The sequence below is a fragment of the Streptomyces sp. R-07 genome, assembly GCF_049913175.1.
GTDB lineage: Bacteria > Actinomycetota > Actinomycetes > Streptomycetales > Streptomycetaceae > Streptomyces.
Genome location: NZ_CP183978.1, coordinates 8,415,150 through 8,437,611 on the forward strand (window position 1 = coordinate 8,415,150; position 22,462 = coordinate 8,437,611).

Annotated in this window: 16 protein-coding genes; 9 read left to right on the forward strand and 7 right to left on the reverse strand. The window is 69.7% G+C overall.

Features of this window, described 5'->3' with window-relative positions; translation table 11 throughout:
- Positions 1–86 precede the first annotated feature (86 nt).
- A complete protein-coding gene (locus tag ACN9M0_RS38385) occupies positions 87–1,145 on the forward strand; it encodes an aldose epimerase family protein (protein WP_426405167.1) in 1,059 nt (352 codons plus the stop codon).
- Between the two features lie 75 nt (positions 1,146–1,220).
- Here the strand turns inward: ACN9M0_RS38385 and mmsB are convergent, their stop codons facing one another.
- From mmsB to chvE, 3 genes are read right to left on the reverse strand one after another with little or no spacing between them, the layout of a single operon-like run.
- Positions 1,221–2,465 carry a multiple monosaccharide ABC transporter permease gene (mmsB, locus tag ACN9M0_RS38390; RefSeq protein ID WP_366039841.1) on the reverse strand — a complete coding sequence of 415 codons (1,245 nt, stop codon included), beginning with the start codon at positions 2,463–2,465 and terminating at the stop codon, positions 1,221–1,223.
- Complete coding sequence (gene mmsA, locus ACN9M0_RS38395) at positions 2,462–4,105, reverse strand: multiple monosaccharide ABC transporter ATP-binding protein (RefSeq protein WP_399694821.1); 1,644 nt, start codon at positions 4,103–4,105, stop codon at positions 2,462–2,464. Before mmsA ends, mmsB begins: the two co-directional genes overlap by 4 nt.
- On the reverse strand, positions 4,102–5,211 hold the full coding sequence (gene chvE / locus ACN9M0_RS38400; RefSeq protein WP_399694819.1) for a multiple monosaccharide ABC transporter substrate-binding protein: 1,110 nt from the start codon (positions 5,209–5,211) through the stop codon (positions 4,102–4,104). Before chvE ends, mmsA begins: the two co-directional genes overlap by 4 nt.
- A 228-nt stretch (positions 5,212–5,439) precedes the next feature.
- Here chvE and ACN9M0_RS38405 point away from each other — a divergent pair, with 228 nt between their 5' ends.
- From ACN9M0_RS38405 to araD, 4 genes are all read left to right on the forward strand, one after another.
- The gene (locus ACN9M0_RS38405; RefSeq protein WP_366039843.1) at positions 5,440–6,486 is read left to right on the forward strand and encodes a LacI family DNA-binding transcriptional regulator; all 1,047 of its coding nucleotides are present in this window, start codon (positions 5,440–5,442) and stop codon (positions 6,484–6,486) included.
- Positions 6,487–7,028: 542 nt separating this feature from the next.
- Positions 7,029–8,735 (forward strand): ribulokinase, encoded by a 1,707-nt coding sequence (araB, locus tag ACN9M0_RS38410; RefSeq protein WP_399694816.1) that lies wholly within the window; start codon positions 7,029–7,031, stop codon positions 8,733–8,735.
- Positions 8,736–8,808: 73 nt separating this feature from the next.
- On the forward strand, positions 8,809–10,317 hold the full coding sequence (araA, locus tag ACN9M0_RS38415) for an L-arabinose isomerase (protein WP_426405168.1): 1,509 nt from the start codon (positions 8,809–8,811) through the stop codon (positions 10,315–10,317).
- 26 nt (positions 10,318–10,343) lie between these two features.
- Positions 10,344–11,057, forward strand: coding sequence for an L-ribulose-5-phosphate 4-epimerase AraD (gene araD, locus ACN9M0_RS38420; RefSeq protein ID WP_399694813.1), 714 nt, complete (start codon positions 10,344–10,346; stop codon positions 11,055–11,057).
- A 57-nt stretch (positions 11,058–11,114) separates the two neighbouring features.
- Here araD and ACN9M0_RS38425 read toward each other — a convergent pair whose 3' ends face one another.
- The 4 genes from ACN9M0_RS38425 to ACN9M0_RS38440 all read right to left on the reverse strand — a co-directional run bounded on the left by ACN9M0_RS38425 (position 11,115) and on the right by ACN9M0_RS38440 (position 17,544).
- Complete coding sequence (locus ACN9M0_RS38425; protein WP_426405169.1) at positions 11,115–12,563, reverse strand: endo-1,4-beta-xylanase; 1,449 nt, start codon at positions 12,561–12,563, stop codon at positions 11,115–11,117.
- A 272-nt stretch (positions 12,564–12,835) separates the two neighbouring features.
- Positions 12,836–14,305, reverse strand: coding sequence for a glycoside hydrolase family 43 protein (locus tag ACN9M0_RS38430; protein ID WP_426405170.1), 1,470 nt, complete (start codon positions 14,303–14,305; stop codon positions 12,836–12,838).
- Positions 14,302–16,521, reverse strand: a complete 2,220-nt coding sequence (locus tag ACN9M0_RS38435; protein WP_426405171.1) for a glycoside hydrolase family 3 N-terminal domain-containing protein — start codon at positions 16,519–16,521, stop codon at positions 14,302–14,304. Before ACN9M0_RS38435 ends, ACN9M0_RS38430 begins: the two co-directional genes overlap by 4 nt.
- Positions 16,522–16,530: 9 nt before the next feature.
- Positions 16,531–17,544 (reverse strand): LacI family DNA-binding transcriptional regulator, encoded by a 1,014-nt coding sequence (locus tag ACN9M0_RS38440; protein ID WP_366039850.1) that lies wholly within the window; start codon positions 17,542–17,544, stop codon positions 16,531–16,533.
- Positions 17,545–17,778: 234 nt separating this feature from the next.
- On the opposite strand from ACN9M0_RS38440, the gene ACN9M0_RS38445 reads away from it, so the two are divergent.
- The 4 genes from ACN9M0_RS38445 to ACN9M0_RS38460 all read left to right on the forward strand — a co-directional run bounded on the left by ACN9M0_RS38445 (position 17,779) and on the right by ACN9M0_RS38460 (position 22,454).
- Positions 17,779–19,071 carry an extracellular solute-binding protein gene (locus ACN9M0_RS38445; RefSeq protein ID WP_366039851.1) on the forward strand — a complete coding sequence of 431 codons (1,293 nt, stop codon included), beginning with the start codon at positions 17,779–17,781 and terminating at the stop codon, positions 19,069–19,071.
- Between the two features lie 205 nt (positions 19,072–19,276).
- Positions 19,277–20,173, forward strand: a complete 897-nt coding sequence (locus ACN9M0_RS38450) for a carbohydrate ABC transporter permease (protein WP_399695655.1) — start codon at positions 19,277–19,279, stop codon at positions 20,171–20,173.
- A complete protein-coding gene (locus tag ACN9M0_RS38455; protein ID WP_426405172.1) occupies positions 20,170–21,000 on the forward strand; it encodes a carbohydrate ABC transporter permease in 831 nt (276 codons plus the stop codon). The genes ACN9M0_RS38450 and ACN9M0_RS38455 overlap by 4 nt, the downstream gene beginning before the upstream one ends.
- A gap of 104 nt (positions 21,001–21,104) precedes the next feature.
- Positions 21,105–22,454, forward strand: coding sequence for a glycoside hydrolase family 30 protein (locus ACN9M0_RS38460; protein ID WP_426405173.1), 1,350 nt, complete (start codon positions 21,105–21,107; stop codon positions 22,452–22,454).
- The last annotated feature ends 8 nt before the right edge of the window (positions 22,455–22,462 follow it).

Below are 22,462 nucleotides of genomic sequence, written 5' to 3' on the forward strand. Positions count from 1 at the left end.
ACCACCGACCCTCACGACAGCGGCCGGGAACGCGGGGCGTTGAGCCCCCTTTCCCGGCCGTGCCGCACTCCGAACAAGGAACTCCCATGACCCCTTCCCCTTTCACCGGAGGCCCACCGGTCTGCCACCCCGGCACGGATGCCGGGCAACGCTGGACCTTCGGCTTTCCCGGCGGACTCACGGCGGAGGTCCACACCCGCGGTGCCCGACTCCACGGGCTGTGGGTGCCGGACCGGCACGGCACCCCGGCAGACATCGTCCTCGCTCCCCGCGACCCGGCCCGGACGGCCGCCGCCCGATACTTCGGCGCCACCGTCGGCCGCTACGCCAACCGCATCGCACAAGGCCGGTTCTCCCTGGACGGGAAGCCGTACCAGCTGACCACGCAGGAGGACGGCCACTGCCTGCACGGCGGAACGGACGGCTTCGACACCCGGCTCTGGGAAGCCGAAAGCGTGCACACCCCGGAGTGGACCGGTGTACTTCTGCACCTCCGCAGCCCCGACGGCGACCAGGGATTTCCGGGAAACCTGGACGTCACGGTCAGCTGTCTCATCGGCCGCGGCAACGAACTCTCCTTCTCGTACGCCGCGGTCACCGATGCGCCCACCCCGGTCAACCTGACCAACCACGCCTACTTCAACCTCGAAGGCGAGGGCGCCGGCGACATCCTCGACCACGAACTGGCCGTCGACGCCGCCCACTACACACCGGTCGATGGGGATCTCATCCCCCACGGGGACCACCGCCCCGTGTCCGGCACCGCGTTCGACCTCCGCCGGCCGCTCAGGATCGGTGAGGCCCTGGCCCGCCCCGACGCGGGCGGCGGCTACGACCACAACTTCGTCCTGAGTGCGCACGGCAACGAAACACTGCACCGCGCCGCCTTCCTCCACGCGCCGGCAACGGGCCGCTGCATGGAGGTGCTGACCACGGAGCCCGGCCTCCAGGTCTACACCGCGGGGCAATTCGACGGATCGGTCCTCGGCAAGAGCGGTACGCCCTACCGGGCGGGCGCCGGCATCGCGCTGGAGACCCAGCACTTCCCCGACTCCCCGAACCGCCCCGGTGACCCGTCCCCGGTGCTGCGCCCCGGCGACGAGTACCGGTCGAGGACGGTCCTGCGGTTCGGTACCCGCGGCTGACCGCGTACGAACACGTCGACACGGCTGTGCCCGCCGGTGGAGGAACCGGCGGGCACAGCCGTGTCCGGAGCGGTGTCAGGCGCCCGCCCGTCGCTTGTTCCACACGTCGAAGCCGACCGCCGCGAGGAGCACGAGGCCCTTGATGACCTGCTGCCAGTCGGTGCCCACCCCCACCAGGTTCATGCCGTTGTTGAGCACGCCGAGGACCAGGCCGCCGATGATGGCTCCCAGTACGGTCCCGACGCCGCCGCTCATGGACGCCCCGCCGATGAACGCGGCGGCGATGGCCTCGAGTTCGAAGTTCACGCCGGCCTTCGGCGAGGCCGCGTTGAAGCGCGCCGCGAAGACGAGTCCGGCGAGCGCCGCGAGCATTCCCATGTTGAGGAACACCGCGAAGGTCACCTTCTTGTCCTTGACCCCGGACAGCTTCGCGGCGGGCAGGTTCCCGCCGATCGCGTACACGTGGCGGCCGATCACCGCGTTGCGCATCACGTAGCCGAAGCCGACCAGCAGCGCGGCCAGGATCAGGAGGACCACGGGGGCGCCCTTGTAGCTGGCGAGCAGCAGGGTCGTGACCAGGACCGCGGCGACCAGTGCCGTCACCTTCAGCGCGAACAGGCCGGTGGGGATCGTCTCCAGGGAGAACTCCCGCTGACGGCGACGGTCCCGCACCTCCTGGAAGACCACGTAGGCGATCAGTCCCACGCCGAGGAGCAGGGTCAGGTTGTGGTAGTTGGTCTGCGGCCCCGCCTTCGGCAGGAAGCCGTTGGCGACCTTCTGCAGTCCGTCCGGGAACGGGCCGAGCGTCTGCCCCTTGAGGAAGATCTCCGTGAGCCCGCGGAACAGCAGCATGCCGGCGAGGGTCACGATGAACGACGGTATGCCGACGTACGCGATGAAGAATCCCTGCAGTGCGCCGGCGACGGCTCCGAGGAGCAGGGTGAGGAGCACCGCTACCGGCCAGGAGACATGGTGCTCGACCATGAGCACCGCCCCGATGCCGCCGACCAGGGCCATCAGAGAACCCACCGACAGGTCGATGTGCCCGGAGATGATGACGATCATCATGCCGATGGCCAGGATGAGGATGTAGCTGTTCTGCAGCACCAGGTTGGAGACGTTGCGCGGCAGCAGGAGGTCGCCGCCGGTCCAGATCTGGAACAGGAGCACGATCAGGCCGAGTGCGAAGAGCATTCCGTACTGGCGCATGTTCCGCCGGACGCCGTCCAGGAGCACCCGGGCCATCGAGTTCCCGGTGGCAGGGAACCCGTTGCCCGGGGGCGCCGGGGTGGTCGTCTTCGTGCTGACGTCGGTGCTCATGCCTGGTGTCCTTCGCTGGAGGCGGCGCCTGCGGTGACCGCCGGTGGTGCGGGGGAGTCCTGCGTCATGTGCCGCATCAGCACTTCCTGCGTGGCGTCCTCACGGGTGACCTCGCCGGTCAGCCGTCCGGCGGCCATGGTGTAGATGCGGTCGCACATGCCGAGCAGTTCGGGCAGCTCGGAGGAGATGAAGAGAATCGCCTTGCCCTCGGCGGCGAGCCGGTCGATCACGGTGTAGATCTCGAACTTGGCTCCCACGTCGACTCCGCGCGTGGGCTCGTCGAGGATGAGGACGTCCGGTCCGGCGAGGATCCACTTGCTGAGAACGACCTTCTGCTGGTTGCCGCCGGAAAGGCGGCCGACCGGTTCGAGGACGTTCGGAGCCTTGATGTTCATGGTCCGCCGGTACCGTTCGGCCACCTTGCGCTCCTCGTGCCCGTCGACGATTCCGCGACGGGCGAGGGTGCCGAGGGACGCGAGCGAGATGTTCCGGCTCACGGAGTCCCCGAGGTCGAGCCCGTAGTGCTTGCGGTCCTCGGTGACGTACGCGATGCCGTGGGCGACAGCGTCGGGAACCGTACGTGTGCGGACCTCGCGGCCGTCCTTGAACACGGCGCCCCGCTCGTAGTGACCGTAGGAACGGCCGAAGACACTCATGGCGAGTTCGGTCCGGCCGGCCCCCATGAGTCCCGCGACGCCGACGATCTCCCCGCGGCGGACCCGGAGCGAGACCCCGTCGACGACCTTGCGGCCGCGGTCGAGCGGATGGCGCACGGTCCAGTCCCGGATCTCCAGGACAGGGTCGGCGTCGGCCGGGCCCTCGTACGGCGTGCGGTCGGGGAAACGGCTGTCGAGGTCCCGCCCCACCATGCCGCGGATGATGCGTTCCTCGGTGGTGGCCGGGTCCCTGACATCGAGGGTCTCGATGGAGCGACCGTCGCGCAGGATGGTGACGGAGTCGGCGATCCGGGCGATCTCGTTCAGCTTGTGCGAGATGATGATCGAGGTGATGCCCTGGCTCTTCAGCTCCCGCATCAGCCGCAGCAGCTTCGCACTGTCCTCGTCGTTGAGCGCCGCGGTGGGCTCGTCCAGGATCAGCAGCCGGACGTCCTTCGCCAGCGCCTTCGCGATCTCCACGAGCTGCTGCTTGCCGACACCGATGTCGGCGACTCGGGTCTCCGGGTGTTCGTCGAGACCGACCCGCCTGAGCAGTTCGGACGCCCGGCGCAGCGCCTCGCGCCAGTCGATGATCCCCCGCCGTGACGGCTCGTTGCCGAGGAAGATGTTCTCGGCGATCGACAGGTAGGGAACGAGTGCGAGCTCCTGATGGATGATGACGATGCCGTGCTGCTCACTCGCCCTGATGTCCTTGAAACGGCACGGCTCGCCGTCGAAGAGGATCTCGCCTTCGTAGGTCCCGTGCGGGTGGACGCCGGACAGGACCTTCATGAGGGTCGACTTGCCTGCACCGTTCTCTCCGCACAGGGCGTGCACCTCGCCGCGCTCCACGGACAGGGTCACCTCGGACAGCGCCCTGACTCCGGGGAAGGTCTTGACGATGGACCGCATTTCGAGGACGGGGCCGGCCGGGGGCGAGACCGGGGCGGGAGCGTCGGGGGAGTGGGCCGCGGCGGGGGTCACCGCAGCTCCCCGGCGTCGATGTAGCCGGAGTCGACCAGGACCTTCCGGTAGTTCGACTTGTCGACGCTCACCGGGTCGAGCAGGAAGGCCGGGACCACCTTCTTGCCGTTGTCGTAGGTGGTGTCGTCGTTGATCTCGGGCTTCTTGCCGGCGAGGACGGCGGTCACCATGTCCGCGGCGACCTGCGCGAGTGCACGGGTGTCCTTGTAGACGGTCTCCGTCTGCTCGCCCGCGATGATCGACTTCACGGAGGCGACCTCCGCGTCCTGGCCGGTGACGACCGGCAGCGGCTTGGCGGCGCTGCCGTAGTCGTCGGACTTCAGGGCGGAGAGGATGCCGATGGAGATGCCGTCGTAGGGGGAGAGGACGGCATCGACCCGGGCCGTGGAGTACGAGGAGGTCAGCAGGTCGTCCATGCGCTTCTGCGCCGTCCCTCCGTCCCAGCGCAGCGTGGTGACCTGGTTGAGCCGGGTCTGCTGGGAGCGCACGACCAGCTGCTTCTTGTCGAGGAAGGGCTTCAGCACCTTCATGGCGCCGTTGAAGAAGTACTTGGTGTTGTTGTCGTCGTTGGACCCGGCGAACAGCTCGATGTTGAAGGGGCCCTTCTTCGCGCCGGCCTTGAGTCCCAGCTTCTCGACGATGTACGTGGCCTGGAGCTCGCCGACCTTCTCGTTGTCGAAGGAGGCGTAGTAGTCGACGTGGGAGGAGCCCAGGATGAGCCGGTCGTAGGAGATGACCGGGATGTGGGCGTCCGCCGCCTGCTGCAGGACGTTGGACAGGGCCTCGCCGTTGATGGCGGCCACGACCAGGGCGTCGACGCCCTGGGTGATCATGTTCTCGATCTGGGCGACCTGCTGGTCGGGGTCGTCCTCCCCGTACTGCAGGGTCGTGGAGAAGCCGGCCTTCTTCAGGCTCGCGGTCATGTTCCGGCCGTCGGCGATCCACCTCTCGGAGGACTTGGTGGGCATGGCGATGCCGATGGTGAGGTCCTTCTTGTCCTTCGATTCCTGGCTGCCCCCCTCGCTGTTCTGCCCGCAGGCGGTCAGGAGCAGGGCGCAGCCGGTGGTCACGGCCAGGAGGGCGGATACGGATCGGAACTTCTTCATGGGCGTTACCTGGCAATCCCGTCGTCGAGAGCGGCTCCGACCGGGGACGGGCTCGATGGCAGCGCGTGTCCTCGCACCACCGGGACGGCGCCGTTCCGGCTGGGTGGCCAGGGGCGTCGGCGCCCCGGTCGAGGTAGATTGTTAGCGCTCACAACGGCGTGATACAAGAGGCGCTAAGGTTTTTCTCGCATCGATACACAGCCGTAAGCAGGGAGAAGGGAGGCGAACGTGGCGCATCCTGCGGAAGACGTCCGCCCGCCGACGATGGCCGACGTCGCACGAGAGGCGGGGGTCTCCCACCAGACCGTCTCCCGGGTGCTGAGCGGTCACCCCAACGTGCGCGCGGCCACCCGGGAACAGGTCACCGTGGCCATCGAGCGGCTGGGCTACCGCCGCAACTCCGCCGCACGCGCCCTGGTGACGCGCCGTACGAGGACGCTGGGTGTCATCGCCGTCAACACAGCCCTGTACGGCCCTGCCAGCACCCTGACCGGCCTGGAGGAGGCGGCCCGGGAAGAGGGCTACCTCGTCTCGACCGTCAATCTGCGCACCGGAGAGGGACAGGGGCTCAAGGACGCCATCGACCACCTGGCGTCCTGGGGCGTGGAGGGTGTCGTCGCCATCACCCCGCAACGCTCGCACGTGCAGGCGCTCGCCGAGCTGGACGCGCCCTTCCCCGTGGTCACCGTGGAGGGGGGTCATCAGCTCGACCTGCCCGGCGTCTCCCTCGACCAGGAGCTCGGCGCCCGCATGGTCACGGAGCACCTGCTCGCCGCCGGGCACAGCACCGTCTGGCACGTGGCGGGCCCCGAGGACTGGCTGGAGAGCGAGGCCCGCACCGCGGGCTGGCGCGCCGTCCTGGAGGAGAGCGGCATCCGGCCTCCCCGCGTACTGACGGGGGACTGGAGCCCGCTGTCCGGGTACCGGGCGGGACAGGAACTCGCGGGACTCGCCCTGGCCCGCCGCGGGGCGACACCGGTCACGGCCGTCTTCGTCGCCAACGACCAGATGGCGCTCGGCGTCCTGCGGGCGCTGCGCGAGGGCGGGATCCGCACCCCCGGACAGGTGGCCGTCGCCGGCTTCGACGACATCCCGGAGGCCGAGTACTTCCCTCCGCCGCTGACGACGGTCCGCCAGGACTTCGCCGCCATCGGGCGGCGGAGCATCGGGCTCCTGGTGGACCACATCGAGGGTCGCGCCCGGAAGGCCGAGCATCTCCTGGTGGAACCGCAGCTCATCATGCGGGCGAGCACGCGCCCTTCGGACGAGGGCTGACGCGGCGGGCGGCTCTCGCCGCCGCCTGCCGGCCGCCGGTGACAGGCCTCCCGCTGGTCGCCTTCCCCGCCGGTGGCCTCCCGTCGGTCGTAGGTCGTCGGTCGTCTTCTGTCGGTGGCCTCCCGCCTTCTGTCGGTGGCCTCCCGCCTTCTGTCGGTGGCCTCCCGCCTTCTGTCGGTGGCCTCTCGCCTCCCGCCTTCCGTCGGTGCCCTCCCGCCTACCGTCGGGCGCCGGTCGTCAGCCGTGCGGCGTCCGGCGGCGCACGCGCGTCGGTCCGCCTGCGCAGGGCCCCCGCCGCCCCCTACCGGCCGCTCTCCCTCCACCAGCCGCCCGGCTCCTCCCTGCCCGACCGCCCCACCTCCTGCCGGACCGGTCGCGGCGCCGTGGGACACCTCTGACGCAGAAGTGAGCGCTCACTTCAGAGGCCTCATTTCTTGCCGAATGTTCGACAGAACTGCACCCAGCTCTTGTCCAACACAATTGTGAGCGTTAACAATCAGGATGCTCCTCCGACCCCTGCTCATGACGAGAGAGACCGCATCGTGACCACACACGCCCTTTCCGACCCCGCAGTCCGTCACCATCCCGAGGCCTGCACGATCGGAGTCGACTTCGGCACCCTCTCCGGGCGCGCCGTCGTGGTCAGGGTCCGGGACGGCGCCGAACTCGGTTCGTCGGTCCACGAGTACCGCCACGCAGTCATCGAGGAACGCCTTCCCTCCACCGGCGCCCCCCTGCCCCCCGACTGGGCGCTGCAGCACCCCGAGGACTGGCGCGACGTCCTGCGTACCGCCGTTCCGGCGGCGCTCGCAGACGCCGGAGTCGACCCGGCCCGCGTCATCGGCGTCGCCACCGACTTCACCGCCTGCACGGTCCTGCCGACGACCCCGGACGGCACCCCGCTCGCCCTGACGCCCGAGTGGGCCGACCGCCCGCACGCCTGGCCCAAACTGTGGAAGCACCACGCGGCCCAGGGGCAGGCCGACCGGATCAACGCGCTCGCTCACGCCCACGGCGAGAAGTGGATCGCACGGTACGGCGGCAAGATCTCCTCCGAGTGGCAGTACGCGAAGGCCCTGCAGGTCCTGGAAGAGGACCCGGCCGTCTACGCCGCCTGCGCCCGCTGGATCGAGGCCGCCGACTGGATCGTCTGGCAGCTGACCGGCACCGAGTCCCGCAACACCTGCACCGCCGGCTACAAGGGCATCCACCAGGACGGCGCCTACCCCTCGCCCGGCTTCCTCGCCCGACTCCACCCGGAATTCGCCGACTTCCCCGCCACACGCCTGGAGCACCCGCTGTCAGCCCTGGGCTCCCGTGCCGGCGGACTGAGCGGCCGGGCCGCGCACTGGACCGGCCTCCCCGAGGGCATCGCCGTCGCCGTCGGCAACGTCGACGCCCACGTGGCCGCGCCCGCGGCGGGCGCCGTCGAGAACGGCCGGATGCTCGCCATCATGGGCACCTCCACCTGCCACGTCCTCAACGGCGCCGCCCTCGCCGAGGTCCCCGGCATCTGCGGGGTCGTCGACGGAGGCATCGTCGAGGGTGCCTACGGCTACGAGGCCGGCCAGAGCGCGGTCGGTGACATCTTCGCCTGGTGGCTCCGCCAGGGCGTCCCGGACCACTACCGCGCCGAGGCAGAGGCATCGGGGGAGGACCTGCACCAACTCCTGACCCGCAAGGCCGCCGATCAGCCGGTCGGCGCGCACGGTCTGGTCGCCCTGGACTGGATGAACGGCAACCGTTCCCCCCTGGTCGACCACCACCTCTCCGGAGTCATCGCCGGCCTCACCCTCGACACCCGCCCCGAAGACGTCTACCGGGCCCTGCTCGAATCCACCGCCTACGGCACCCGGATGATCGTCGAGACCTTCGAGGACGGCGGGATCCCCGTCGAGGAGTTCATCGTCACCGGGGGCCTGAAGAAGAACGCGCTGCTCATGCAGATATACGCCGACGTGCTCCGCCGCCCCGTCTCCCTCGGGACCTCCGAACAGGGGCCGGCGCTCGGCTCGGCCATCCACGCCGCCGTCGCCGCGGGCGCCTACCCCGACGTCCGCTCCGCCGCGTCCGTCATGGGAAGCGTCCAGCGCCACGCGTACCTGCCCGACCCCGCACGGGCGGACGCCTACGACGCGCTGTTCGGCGAGTACCGCGCCCTCCACGAGCACTTCGGCACCGGCGCGGACCTCCTCCTGCACCGCCTGCGACGGATGCGCAACACCGCACGCGTCACCACCACCGGCTGACCGGACCATCTCCCCCCGCAGCCTCCATCGGCCCGACCTCTCCGCCCCAGCACCTCCGAGGAGCACACCCGACATGACGCTCGCCCAGCCCGACCGCGAGATCTGGTTTCTCACCGGCAGCCAGGCCCTCTACGGCGACGACACCCTGGCCCAGGTCGCCGACCAGTCCCGCGTCATCCGCGACACCCTCGCCGACCAGCCCCAGATGACCGTCCGCCTCGTGTGGAAACCGGTCCTCACCGACGCGGCCGCCATCCGCGCGGTCTGCCTGGAGGCCAACGCCGACGACCGCTGCATCGGCCTGATCGCCTGGATGCACACCTTCTCCCCGGCCAAGATGTGGATTGCCGGCCTCGACGCCCTGAGCAAGCCCTTGCTGCACCTGCACACCCAGTCCAACCGCCGACTGCCCTGGTCCACCATCGACATGGACTTCATGAACCTGAACCAGGCCGCCCACGGCGACCGGGAGTTCGGCTTCGTCCAGACCCGCCTCGGTGTCCCGCGCAAGACCGTGGCCGGCCACGTCTCCACCCCGGACGTCGTCGACCGCATCGCCGGATGGGCCCGCGCCGCCGTCGGCCGATCCGAACTCACCACCCTCAAACTCGCCCGGTTCGGCGACAACATGCGCGACGTCGCCGTCACCGAAGGCGACAAGGTCGAGGCACAGCTCCGGTTCGGGGTTTCGGTCAACACCTACGGCGTCAACGACCTCGTCGCCGCGGTCGACGCCACCCCCGACGACACCGTCACCGCCCTCGTCAAGGAGTACCAGGACCTCTACGCCCTCGCGCCCGAGCTGCGGCCCGGCGGCGAGCGCCACGACTCCCTGCGCTACGCCGCTCGCATCGAAGCCGGCCTGCGCACCTTCCTCACGGAAGGCGGGTTCCGCGCCTTCACCACCAACTTCGAGGACCTCGGCGGCCTGCGCCAGCTGCCCGGCCTCGCCGTGCAGCGCCTGATGGCGGACGGCTACGGCTTCGGCGGCGAAGGAGACTGGAAGACCTCCACCCTGCTGCGCACGCTGAAGGCGATGGCCCACGGGCTGCCCGGCGGCACCTCCTTCATGGAGGACTACACCTACGACCTCACGCCCGGCCAGGAGCTCATCCTCGGTGCCCACATGCTCGAGGTCTGCCCCTCCCTCACGACGGCCACGCCCACCTGCGAGATCCATCCGCTCGGCATCGGCGGACGCGAGGACCCGGTCCGCCTCGTCTTCGACGCGGCCCCCGGTCCGGCCGTCGTCGTCGGTCTCGCCGACATGGGCGACCGGTTCCGCCTCGTCGCCAACCACATCGACGTCGTCGCCCCGCCCGAGCCGCTTCCCCGGCTTCCCGTCGCCCGCGCCGTCTGGCGACCCCGCCCCGACCTCCGTACCTCCACCGAGGCCTGGCTGACGGCCGGAGCACCGCACCACACCGTCCTGACCACCGCTCTCGGCGGCGAGGAGCTCGAGGACCTCGCCGAGATGCTGCGGACCGAACTCGCCGTCATCGACGAAGACACCACCATCCGGCGCTTCACGCGTGAGCTGCGCTGGAACCAGGCGTACCACCGTCTGGCCCAGAGCCTGTGAACACCCCCACCAGGACGGAGTCCTCCGTGATCACCACCGTTTCCAAGGAGCTGCGCCGAGAGGTCCTGGAGGCCAACCTCCGCATCCCCCGAGCCGGGCTCGCCACCCTCACCTGGGGCAACGTGAGCGGTGTGGACCGACAAGCCGGAGTCTTCGTCATCAAGCCCTCAGGTGTGGCCTACGACGTCCTGAGGGAGGAGGACCTGGTCGTCGTCTCCCTGTCCGACGGGAGCGTCGTGGACGGCCACCTGCGCCCGTCCACCGACACGGAGACGCACCGCAGTCTCTACCTGGCCTTCCCCTCCATAGGAGGCGTGACGCACACGCATTCCACCCACGCCGTCGCCTTCGCCCAGGCCCGGCGTCCGATACCGGTGCTCGGTACGACGCACGCGGACACCTTCAACGGCCCCGTCCCCGTCACCGCGGCCCTCACCCCCCAGCAGTGCGCCACGGACTACGAGTACAACACCGGCCAGGTCATCGTGGACCTGCTGGGCCGTGACGACACCCGAGCCAGGGAAGTGCCCGGCGCCCTGGTCGCCCACCACGGCCCCTTCACCTGGGGCATCGACGCCACCACGTCCCTGGAGCACGCCATCATCTGCGAGGCGGTGGCCGAGATGGCTCTCCACACCATCGCCCTGGGCTCGGTCGAACCCCCGCAGCACGTCCTGGACCGCCACTTCACACGGAAGCACGGCCCGGACGCCTACTACGGCAACCCTCCCTCTGCCTGACCACACCTAGGGGAGCCAGGATCATCCTGGCTCCCCTCCATGGTGCGCCGCAGTGGGTCAGCTGCGGGTCCAGTGCTGGTTGCCGCCGTTCCAGCAGGAGTAGAGCTGGATCAGGGTGCCGTTGGCGGTGCCGTTGGCGGCGGCGTCGAGGCAGAGGCCGGACTGCACGCCGACGATGGATCCGTCGGAGTCGAGGCGCCACTTCTGGTTGTCGCCTCCCCAGCAGCTGTAGATCTGGACCTTGGCGCCGTTGGCGGCTCCGGCGGCGTCCAGGCACTTGTCGCCGTAGACCCTGAGCTCACCGGCGGCGGTGTAGGTCCACTGCTGGTTGGTGCGGCTGTTGCAGTCCCACAGCTGGAGCTGGGTGCCGTCGGTGGTGACGGCTCCGGGCACGTCCAGGCAGCGGCCCGAGGCGACTCCCCTGATCGGTCCGGAGCCGGAGCCGGGGGAGGGGGTCGGAGTGGGGGTGGGGGAGACGGCGTTGAGCGCGTTGAGTACGGAGGTGTAGGCCGGCTTCTTGCTGCCGTCGCCGTTGAACAGCAGCGGCGTGTGCTCCGCTCGCCACGAGTCGGTGTCGCGCACACCCCACACGGTGATGCCGAGGCAGCGCGGGACCGCCAGGCAGTCGTTGGTCACGTTGGCGTAGGTCGTGGGCGAGGCGCCCTGGATGTCGAGTTCGGTGACGGCCACGTCGACGCCGAGGGCGGCGAAGCTCTGCAGGGTGGTGCGGAAGTTGCTGTTGTAGGGGCTGTCACTGTTGAAGTGGGACTGGAAGCCGACGCAGTCGATGGGCACGCCGCGCTGCTTGAAGTCCCGGACCATGGCGTACACGGCCTGGGTCTTGGCCCAGGTCCAGTTCTCGATGTTGTAGTCGTTGTAGCAGAGCTTGGCGGCCGGGTCGGCGGCGCGTGCGGTGCGGAAGGCGACCTCGATCCAGTCGTTGCCGGTGCGCTGCAGGTTGGAGTCGCGCCGGGCTCCCGAACTGCCGTCGGCGAAGGCCTCGTTCACGACGTCCCACTGGCCGATCCTGCCCTTGTAGTGGGCCATCACGCCGTTGATGTGGCTGGTCATCGCCTGGCGCAGCGTGCTGCCGCTGAGGCTCTGCATCCAGCCGGGCTGCTGGGAGTGCCAGGCCAGGGTGTGGCCGCGCACCTGCTTGCCGTTCTGCACGGCCCAGTTGTAGACGCGGTCGCCGGCGGTGAAGTCGAACCGGCCCTGCTGGGGCTCGGTGGCGTCGATCTTCATCTCGTTCTCGGGCGTCACCGAGTTGAACTCGCGGGACGCGATCGTCGTGTACGTCGAGTCGCCGAGCCTGCCCGAGGCGATGGCGGTGCCGAAGTACCGTCCGCTCTGCGCCGCCGCGCTGCCGAGCGTGCTCTCGGCGGCGTGTGAGGTCGGCTGCGCCACCAGCACGGTGGCGCAGCCGAGGACGCCGACGATCAGCGCCGCGCACAGGCCGCCTGTTTTCCGGCGGACCGTGGACGGGGGAATGGCGGATGAGCGCATGACTGAACCTCCAGGATGGAAATCGCGGAAGGAAGTGAGGGCGGCAGAACGAATCCGCGTCGGTGACGTATCTGTCGATTCGACAAATGACGTGCGCCATCAGGGCTTACCGGAATGGGGAGACGCCGCCTCAGGATTCAGTGTGGAAACTCGGCGGATACATGTCAAGAGTTTCGAAACGATTTCGAGAGCGCGCTCCGCATCGAAATTCTTTCGATGCGGAGCGCCCTTGATCTGCGCCTATCGATGAGCCTCGCTGCGAAAGCCGCCACTCACAGCGAGAAATCCGGGCCTGACGCGGATGTACGCGGATATGCGAGGTCGAACCACGTGAAAAGCGCCTGGCTGGTGGACGGGCGGCCGTTGGAGGTGGCGTAGAGACCGATATGCACGCTGGTGAACAGCGGAGCGAGAAAGGTCGCTTCGACGGTGGCCAGGTCCTGCCAGGCGCCGTCGGGCGCCGCATGGGCGAAGGTGTGGCGGAAACCGCGGATACGGACCCCCAAGCGGATGGGGCCCGGGGGCACGGGTACACCGGTCAGGACCTCGGTCCCGTGGCGGAGGGTGAGCCCTTCCGCGGTGCGAAGGAAGACGAGGTGTCTGTCGTCGTCGAGGACTACGGCGAGGCCCGCCTCCTCACCCGGCGCCCCCGGGGTGAAGTGCAGCTCCGTGGAGACGTCGCAGTCGGGCTCTTCCTGGGGGCGGGCCAGGAGAGACGGGGTGGTGCGTTCGCCGAGGCGTTCGGGGCGGAGCTGGAGGCGGAGCCCGTCGCCGGTGGTCCAGAACCGCGCGGTCGGGGTGCGGAGCGTGCTCCAGTCGGCGGAGAGGGTGGCGAAGTCGTCGTGGAGGGGGCGGCGACGGCCGGTGTGGACGACGGGGGTGAAGACCGGCCGGCCGTCGTCCCAGGTGATCCGGCTGAGGAACGTCTCGCGGCCGATGGCGGAGCCCGGGCGGACGCCCAGGAGCACGGCCCGCCAGTCGCCGCACGGGGTCTGGACGAGGTCGGCGTGCCCGGTGCAGGTGACCGGGCCCTCGGAGGGTGGTAGCACCGGGTTGCCGGCGGTGCCCTTGTAGGGGCCGGTCACGTGGTCGGCGCGGGCGGCGACCACGCTGTGGTCCACATCGGTGCCGCCCTCGGCCGTGAGCAGAAGATAGGTGCCGTCGACCCTGTAGAGGTGCGGAGCCTCCGACCATCGGGCGCCCGGATGGCTTCCCGACCACAGGACGTGCTCGGGTCCTGTGAGTCGTCGTTCGCGGGGAAGGTACTCACGCATCCAGATCTCGGTGCGACCGGCGGCCTCGTCCAGTACGCGGGCGGCGGTGAACCAGGCCCGGCCGTCGCCGCCGTCCGGCCCGTCGTCGAAGAACAGCGACGGGTCGAAGCCCTCGCCGTCCAGCCAGTGCGGTTCCGACCACGGCCCCGCCGGGTCGGTCGCCGTGACGACGAAATGGCCGGGGCCGTCCATCAGCGTGCAGACGAGATGGAAGACCCCGTCATGGTGCCGGATCGTCGGTGCGAACAGGCCCCGTGAGGGCCCGCACCCGTCGAGGTCGAGCTGAGACGCCCGGTCGAGCGCGGAGCCGAGGCGCCGCCAGTTCACCAGATCGCGGCTGTGGAACACGGGAAGGCCCGGGAACCATTCGAAGCTGGACGTCACCAGGTAGTAGTCCGCTCCCACTCGGCAGACGGACGGGTCGGGGCGGAACCCCGGCAGCACGGGATCCCCGAACGACGTGGTCATGGAACGCGGACGATCTCGACCGGCACGGACAGCACCCGGTCGGCCCCCGGGTGACGTACGGGGCCGTGCAGAGTGAAGGAGCCCCGGAGCGGAAGATCGCCGCTGGACCGTCCGACGGCCACACCGATCTCCCCGGGCTCCACCCTCCTCCGCAGGTCGATCCCGGTGAAAGAGGTCCGGTCGGCATGGACGGAGAAGGTGATCCGGGCGGCCGCGCCCGGCTGCAGCTCGACCCTGCCGAATCCGGCGAGCCACCGCTGTGGCCGGACGACGGACGCCTCGGGGTCCGAGAGGTACAGCTGCACCACCTCCGTCCCGGCCACCTCGCCGACGTTGCGTACGGTGACCGAGACGGAGACGGTTCCGTCCGTCGCGGCGACGGGATCCACCGCGAGCTCCGAGCAGGTGAAGCTGGTCCAGCTCAGCCCGTGTCCGAAGGGGAACAACGGGGTCGGGTCCACCGAGCTCCAGTCGGTGTGCCCGCCGAGCCTGGAGCGCAGGTAGGTGCCGGGCTGGCCGCCGACCTGGCGGGGAATGGAGACGGGCAGCCGCCCGGACGGTTCCGCGGCCCCGCTGATGATCCGGGCGAGCGCCGTCCCGCCCTCCTCGCCGGGGAAGAAGGCCTGCACCACGGCCGATGCGCGCTCCGCCAGCGTGCCGAGCGCGTACGGCCGTCCGGAGACGAGGACCAGGACGGTCGGCGCCCCGGAGTCCAGCACGGCGGAGGCGAGCGCGGCCTGGTCGCCGGGCAGGTCGAGGGTCTCGGCGTCGCAGCCCTCTCCGGAGGTGCCCCGGCCGAACATGCCGGCCCGGTCTCCGAGGACCAGCACGTTCACGTCCGGATCGTCCGCCGTGACCGTGAACCCGGCAGCGGTGAGCGCCTCGCCGAGCGTCGGGATCTCAAGGCCGAGGTCGCCGGGCAGTGCGACGTGGTTGGGGAAGGAGTAGCAGCCGAGGAAGGACTGGGGGTCGTCGGCGTACGGCCCGCTGATCGCGACCCGGCACGGCCGCAGCGGCAGGGTGCCGTCGTTGGCGAGCAGCACGGTGGACCGTTCGGCCAGGAGCCTGGCCAGTGCACGGTTCTCCGGCGGGTCGAGTTCGACCGGCTCGGGTTTGACGGGTTCCCAGCCGGGGTCGAGCAGGCCGAGCTCGGCCTTCTGGAGGAGGACCCGTTCCGCGGCCCGGTCGATGAGCTCCTCGGGTACGGCTCCTGCCCGTACGAGTTCGGTCAGCGGCTCGCCGTAGCAGCGGGCCGTGGGCAGCTCGACGTCGATCCCGGCGGTCAGCGCCAGCGCGCCGGCCGCGCCGCGCGATCCGCTGACGCCGTGCCGGGTCTCCAGGAAGGAGACGGCATAGTAGTCGGCGACGACCACACCGCTGAAACCGAGCTCACCTCTGAGCAGTTCGGTCAGCAGCCGTTCGTCGGCGGCCACCGGGACACCGTCCACGTCGGTGTAACTGTTCATCACCGACCGGGCGCCCCCCTCGCGCAACGCCCGTACGAAAGGCTCGACGAGCACGTCGGCGAACTCGCGCGGCCCCGAGGAGACGGGTGCCATGTTCCGGCCGCCGCGCGAGGCCGAGTACCCGGCGAAGTGCTTGAGCGTCGCCACGATCCCGGCGCCCTCCAAGCCCTGCACATAGGCGGTGCCGATCGCTCCGACGAGGTAGGGATCCTCGCCGATGCACTCCTCGGTCCTGCCCCACCGGTAGTCGCGGACCACGTCGAGCACCGGAGCCAGCCCCTGGTGGACGCCGACCCGCCGCATCCCCGCGCCGATGGCGGCGGCCATCCGGCGCACGAGCCCGGGATCGAAGGACGCACCCCAGGCCAGCGGCCCGGGGAACACCGTCGCCCCGAACGTCATGAACCCGGTCAGGCACTCCTCGTGAGCGACCGCAGGGATCCCGAACCGGCCGGATCCGGTCACCTGCCGCTGGAGCGAGGCGAGCCGCTCCATCCCGGCTTCCGCGGTGATCGGCGCGGTGCCGTACACACGGGTGAGCTGGCCCAGGCCGTGGGCGACGAGGTCGTCGAAGCCGGGCGCGGACTCGCCGGAATCGTCCTCCATCGGCGCGACGGGTGCTCCCGGATTCGAGGGCAACGCCCAGAAGCCGGCGAGTTGCCCCGCCTTCTCCTCCATCGTCATCCGTTTCAGCAGATCGGCGACTCGCACGGACGCGGGCAGGAGGGGGTCACGCCAGGGCTCGGTCAAGGGGTTCTCCTAGTGACGGGGCGGGGCGGTGGAGAGCCGGACCTTGAGCTCGGTCGAGAGCTCCATCCGGGGGCTGACCAGGGGCTGGTCCTCCAGAAGCTGGAACAGTGTGCGGGCGGCGAGCCGGCCCATCTCCTCTAGCGGCTGACGGACCGTCGTCAGCGGCGGTGACAGCCATTCGCACATCGGCAGGTCGTCGAAGCCGACCACGCTGAGGTCCTCCGGGATGCTCAACCCGGCCTGCCGGGCGGCTTCGTAGACGCCCATCGCCTGCTGGTCGCTGCCGGCGAAGATGGCGGTCGGCGGGTCGGGGAGGGCGAGCAGTTCCTGGGCGCGCCGGAAGCCGCCCTCGTGCTGGAAGTCGCCGAACCGGATCAGGTCGCGGTCGACCTCGACCCCGGCCCGCTCCAGCGCCGCCCGGTACCCGTCGATGCGGGCCTGGCTGCAGAGCATCTCCCTGCGCCCGCCGATCGCGGCGATCCGGCGGTGCCCCCTCTCCAGCAGGTGTTCGGTGGCGGCGAGGCCGCCGGCCCAGTTGGTCGCGCCGATGCTCGGCACACCGTTGCCCGGCAGGTCGATCGGGTCGATGACGACCAGCGCCACCCCGGCCCGTTCGACCTGGGCGCGCTGGGCCTGGGTGACCGAGGCGGTGACGAGGATGACGCCGTCGCTGTGGTGCAGGACCGGCAGTGCGGCCCAGCTCGACGGCGTGGCCTCGCCCGGCGGGACGAGCGACACGACGGTGCCGACGCTCCGCTGGGCGCACTCGGCCTCGACGCCGCGCAGTATCTCCACCGCCCACGCGCTGTCCAGACCGCCGATGATCAAGTCGACCAGGCCCGACCTGCGGGCCCTGCCCTGCCGGCCGGGGGGCAGGTAGTTGTGGGACCGCAGCAGCGTCTCGATCCGTTCGCGTGTCGAGGGTGCGACATCGGAGCGGCCGTTGATCACCTTGGACACGGTGGCCTGGGAGACCCCTGCCTCCGCGGCGATGACGGCCAGGGTCGGGCGCTGCTCGCTCAACTTCTCTCCTCTGTGCGAACGCCTTGGGTCGGCGACAGATACCGCAAACGTTTCGAAGAGTTTCGGATCGGCGTGACCTGCCTGTCAACCCTGGAAGGGCCGGTTGTTTAAGGAGAGTTCGGCACGAGGTCTTGACCGAGAAGCCTCATGTTCCTAGTTTGTGGCAGCACAGAATTCGAGAGTATTACGAAAACTTTTCGGGCTCGAATCGGCATTCCCCACCCCGGAGGTCCCATGGCCAGCATCCCCCCGAGCCGACGAAGCTTCCTTGCGCTCTCGGGCCTGACCGCACTGTCCGTCTCGCTGACCGCGGCCTGCGGCGGCGGCGACTCCGACGGCAGGCCGGCGGCCGACGGCAAGGTGACCTTCTCGTGGTGGAACATCGCCACGACGGAACCGGGCAAGTCCCTCTTCCCCCAGATCGCCTCGGCGTTCACGGCCGCTCACCCGAACATCGGGATCGAGACGACCTCGTTGGAGAACGAGGCGTTCAAGTCCAAGCTGACCGCCACCACCTCGTCCGGCAGGCTCCCCGACGTCTTCCAGACCTGGGGCGGCGGAGTGCTGCAGCAGCAGGTGGACGCGGGGCTGGTCGAGGACCTCACCGACGCGTTCGGCTGGTCGTCCGAACTCACCCCGGTGTCGCTGCAGGCCTATCAGATCGAGGGCCGGACCTACGGGGTTCCCTACGACATCGGCATGGTCGGCTTCTGGTACAACAAGAAGCTCTTCGCCAAGGCCGGGATCACCGCGCCGCCGGCCACCTGGGCCGAGTTCCTCGACGTCGTCAGGAAGCTCAAGGCGGCGGGCGTCACCCCGATCGCCCTCGCGGGCAAGGAGAAATGGCCGGGCCACTACTACTGGGCCTACCTCGCGATGCGCGTCGCGGGCCTTCCCGCACTGCAACAGGCCGCGACCGCCAAGGACTTCACCGGCGCCGGCTTCGTCCAGGCCGGTGCCCACCTCAAGGAGCTGGTCGACCTCCAGCCCTTCCAGGCGGCCTTCCTCGGCGCCGGCTACGCCACCCCGGGCGGCCAGGCCGCGACCATGGGCAACGGCAAGGCCGCCATGGAGCTGATGGGGCAGTGGGCACCGTCGGTGCAGAAGGACGCGGGCGCCGACCTCGGAGCGGACCTCGGCTTCTTCCCCTTCCCGACCGTCGACGGCGGAGTCGGCAAGGCCGGCGAGGTGTTCGGCGGAGGCGGCGGTTTCGCGCTGCGCAAGGGCGCCCCGAAGGAGGCGCTGGACTTCCTGAAGTTCTTCGTTCTGGAGAACGAGTCCAAGCTGCTGGCCTCCAACGGCTACCTGCCGGTGGTCAAGGGCGCGGAGAGCCAGCTCACCGACGCGAACAAGAAGGTGGTGGCCGACAGCCTGGTCAAGGCGACGGGCTTCCAGCTCTTCCTCGACCAGGCCTACCCGCCGGCGGTCGGCCAGGAGGTCAACGACAGCGTCGCCGACCTCATCGCGGGCAAGAAGACGCCCGAGCAGGTCACCCAGTCGATCACCGAGGCTGCGAAGAGTGCCTAGCTCCGTGGCCACCCCGACCAAGGACCCGGGCAAGGACCCGACCAAGGACCCGGACAAGGACCCGGACAAGGACCCGACCAAAGACTCGGGGAAAGGCTCGACCAAGGACCCGGGCAAGGGTCCGACCGACGAGCCGGACGACGAGCGGCCGCAGGACGCCGTACGGGCGCGCCCGCCGGCCCCGGCCCGGTCCCTCCCGCGCGAGCTGGGCAGCTGGGCGTCGATCGCCTGGTTCCTCGTCCCGGCTCTGGTCCTCTTCCTCGTCTTCGTCCTCGCCCCGATCGTCGTCGCCGTCCACACGAGCTTCTTCAAGTGGGGCGGGATCGGCCCCATGGACGACTTCGTCGGCTTCGAGAACTACGCCAGGCTGTTCGCCGATCAGGTCTTCCTCGGCGACATGGGGCGCGGGCTGTACCTGATCATCCTGTCGATCACGGTGCAGTTGCCCTTCGCGCTGTTCACCGCCGTCCTGCTCAACCAGAAGCTGCGCGGCCGGGCCGTCTACCGGATGCTGTTCTTCGCGCCGTACATCCTGTCCGAAGTGGTCACGGCGGTCCTCTTCGCCATGATCTTCCTGCCCGGCGACGGCATGGCCGACCATCTCGCCGGCGCCCTCGGTCTGGAGGGGCTGCAGGGCAAGTGGCTCGCCGACCCCTCGACGGTCATGCCGACCCTGTTCGTGGTCATGACCTGGAAGTACTTCGGCTTCCACATGATGCTCTTCCTCGCCGGGCTGCAGAGCATCCCGCGCGAGATCCTCGATGCCGCCTCCATCGACGGCGCCGGCGCCTGGCAGCGCTTCCGGTACGTGACGCTGCCGCTGCTGGGCCCGACGATCCGGATCAGCGTCTTCCTTTCGGTCATCGGGGCCGTCCAGCTCTTCGACCTCGTCTGGGTCATGACCGCGGGCGGTCCCAACCACTCCTCCGAGACGATGGCGATCTCGATGTTCCAGTTCGGGTTCAAGCGCTACCAGGTCGGCTACGCCAGTGCGATCAGCGTGGTGTTGTTCATGATCAGTCTGGTCTTCTCCCTCTTCTACCAGCGTTACGTGCTCCGCCGTGACCTGAGCGGGGCCGTCACCACGGGAGGTGGCCGATGAACGCCCGCAGGGCGGCACGCGGTCTGTCGCTGCACGCCGTGGTCTGGCTGATCGGCGCGTTCGTCGTCGTACCGCTGATCTACGCGGTGATCTCCGGGTTCAAGAGCACCGGCGAGCTGACGACCAATCCGTTCGGGCTGCCGGAGCATTGGAAGACCGGCAACTACACCGGCATCCTCGGCGACGGAACGTTCTGGCGGCAGATCGCCAACAGCGCCGGCATCGCGATCGGCACGACATTCTGCACGGTGGCCGCCTCCGCCATGGCGGCGTTCGTGCTGGCCCGCTATGCCTTCCGGGGCAGGGAACTGTTCTACATGCTCTTCACGATCGGGCTGATGTTCCCGTTCGCGGTGGCGGTCCTGCCGCTGTTCCTGCTGCTGCGCACCTTCGGCCTGCTCGACAACCCGCTCGGAGTGATCCTCCCGCAGGCAGCCTTCGGGCTCCCCATGACGATCATCATTCTTCGTGGCTTCTTCCGGACGATCCCGGCGGAGGTCGAGGAGGCGGCCATCATGGACGGCTGCGGCAAGTTCCGCTTCTTCTGGAAGATCCTGCTGCCGATGGCACGTCCGGCGCTCGGCACGGTCTCGGTGCTGGCGATCGTCGCGAGCTGGAACAACTTCTTCCTGCCGCTGCTGGTGTTCAACGACCCGAAATGGCAGACGATCCCGGTCGGCGTCCAGCAGTTCCAGGGCCAGTACTCGACCGATTACGCGCTCGTCCTCGCCTACATCGTGCTCGCCATGGTCCCGGCCCTGGCCTTCTACGCCGTCGCCGAGCGCCAGCTGATCGGCGGCCTCACCGCGGGCGCCACCAAGGGCTGACCCGCCCCGCGTCAGCTCCACCCCGAGGAGACCTTGTGAAACGCCTTACCGCACTGACGGCCGTCATGATGTTAGCGCTCACATCACAGGCGGCGGCCGATCCCGTGCAACCCGCGGCCGGCCCGGCCCGGCCCGTCGCCGACCCCGCCCGACCCGCCATCGACTTCCGCACCGCACTCCAGCCCATCGACGGATTCGGATTCTCGATGGCCTTCCAGCGGGCCGACCTGCTGCACGGCGCGCGTGGCCTCAGCCCGGCCAAGCGACGCGAGGTGCTCGACCTGCTGCTCAGCAAGGAAAGGGGTGCGGGCCTTTCGATCCTGCGCCTGGGCATCGGATCGTCGACCGACAGGGCCTACGACCACATGCCGACGATCCTGCCGGCCGATCCCGGCGGGCCGGACGCCACGCCGAAGTACGTCTGGGACGGCTGGGACGGCGGCCAGGTCTGGCTCGCCAAGGAGGCCAAGGCCTACGGCGTGAAACGGTTCTTCGCCGACGCGTGGAGCGCCCCGGCCTTCATGAAGACCAACGGAAGCGAGAACGACGGCGGCGAGCTGCGGCCCGAATGGCGTCAGGCCTACGCGAACTACCTCGTCCAGTACGCGAAGTTCTACCGCCAGGAAGGCATCGGGATCACCGACCTGGGGTTCACCAACGAACCCGACTGGACGGCGACCTACGCCTCGATGCGCTTCACCCCGCGGCAGGCCGTCGACTTCCTCAAGGTGCTCGGGCCGACCGTCCGCGCATCCGGACTGAAGACCCAGCTGGTCTGCTGCGACGTCGCCGGCTGGGACCGCCAGGTCGCCTACACGCAGGCCGTCGAGGCGGACCCCGCGGCCGACAAGGCCGTACGGACCATCACCGGCCACCGCTACAGCGGTCCGACCGACGTCCCCCAGCCGACCGACAAGCGCGTGTGGATGTCGGAATGGTCGCCGGACGGCTCCACCTGGAACGAGAACTGGGACGACGGCAGCGGCTACGACGGTCTCACCGTCGCGGCCGACATCCAGAACACCCTGACCGTCGGCAACGCCAACGCCTACGTCTACTGGACCGGCGCGTCCCTCGGCGCGACCCGAGGACTCATCCAGCTCGCCAACCCCGGCGACGACTACCGGGTGTCCAAGCGGTACTGGGCGCTGGCCGCCTTCAGCCGGTTCATCCGCCCCGGCGCCGTCCGCGTACCCGTCACGAACGCCGACCCGGCACTGCGGATCACGGCCTTCCGCAACACCGACGGCAGCCGCGTGATCGAGATCCTCAACACCGCGTCCACCGAGAACTCCGCCGACTTCTCTCTGCACAGCGGCCACGACGGGCACCCCGACGCCTACGTCACCGACGAGACCCGCTCGATCACCCCGGCCGACATCGTCTCCACCCACGGCACGACCCTCACGGCCGAGCTCGCCCCGCGCGCGCTCACCACGATCGTCCTCGACTGAACCGCCCA

Excerpts from the sequence above, each read along its gene's own strand:
- ACN9M0_RS38385 (WP_426405167.1), top strand. The coding sequence starts at position 87 with ATGACCCCTTCCCCTTTCACCGGAGGCCCACCGGTCTGCCACCCCGGC.
- mmsB (WP_366039841.1), bottom strand. The coding sequence starts at position 2,465 with ATGAGCACCGACGTCAGCACGAAGACGACCACCCCGGCGCCCCCGGGC.
- chvE (WP_399694819.1), bottom strand. The coding sequence starts at position 5,211 with ATGAAGAAGTTCCGATCCGTATCCGCCCTCCTGGCCGTGACCACCGGC.
- araA (WP_426405168.1), top strand. The coding sequence starts at position 8,809 with ATGACGCTCGCCCAGCCCGACCGCGAGATCTGGTTTCTCACCGGCAGC.
- ACN9M0_RS38425 (WP_426405169.1), bottom strand. The coding sequence starts at position 12,563 with ATGCGCTCATCCGCCATTCCCCCGTCCACGGTCCGCCGGAAAACAGGC.
- ACN9M0_RS38430 (WP_426405170.1), bottom strand. The coding sequence starts at position 14,305 with ATGACCACGTCGTTCGGGGATCCCGTGCTGCCGGGGTTCCGCCCCGAC.
- ACN9M0_RS38445 (WP_366039851.1), top strand. The coding sequence starts at position 17,779 with ATGGCCAGCATCCCCCCGAGCCGACGAAGCTTCCTTGCGCTCTCGGGC.
- ACN9M0_RS38455 (WP_426405172.1), top strand. The coding sequence starts at position 20,170 with ATGAACGCCCGCAGGGCGGCACGCGGTCTGTCGCTGCACGCCGTGGTC.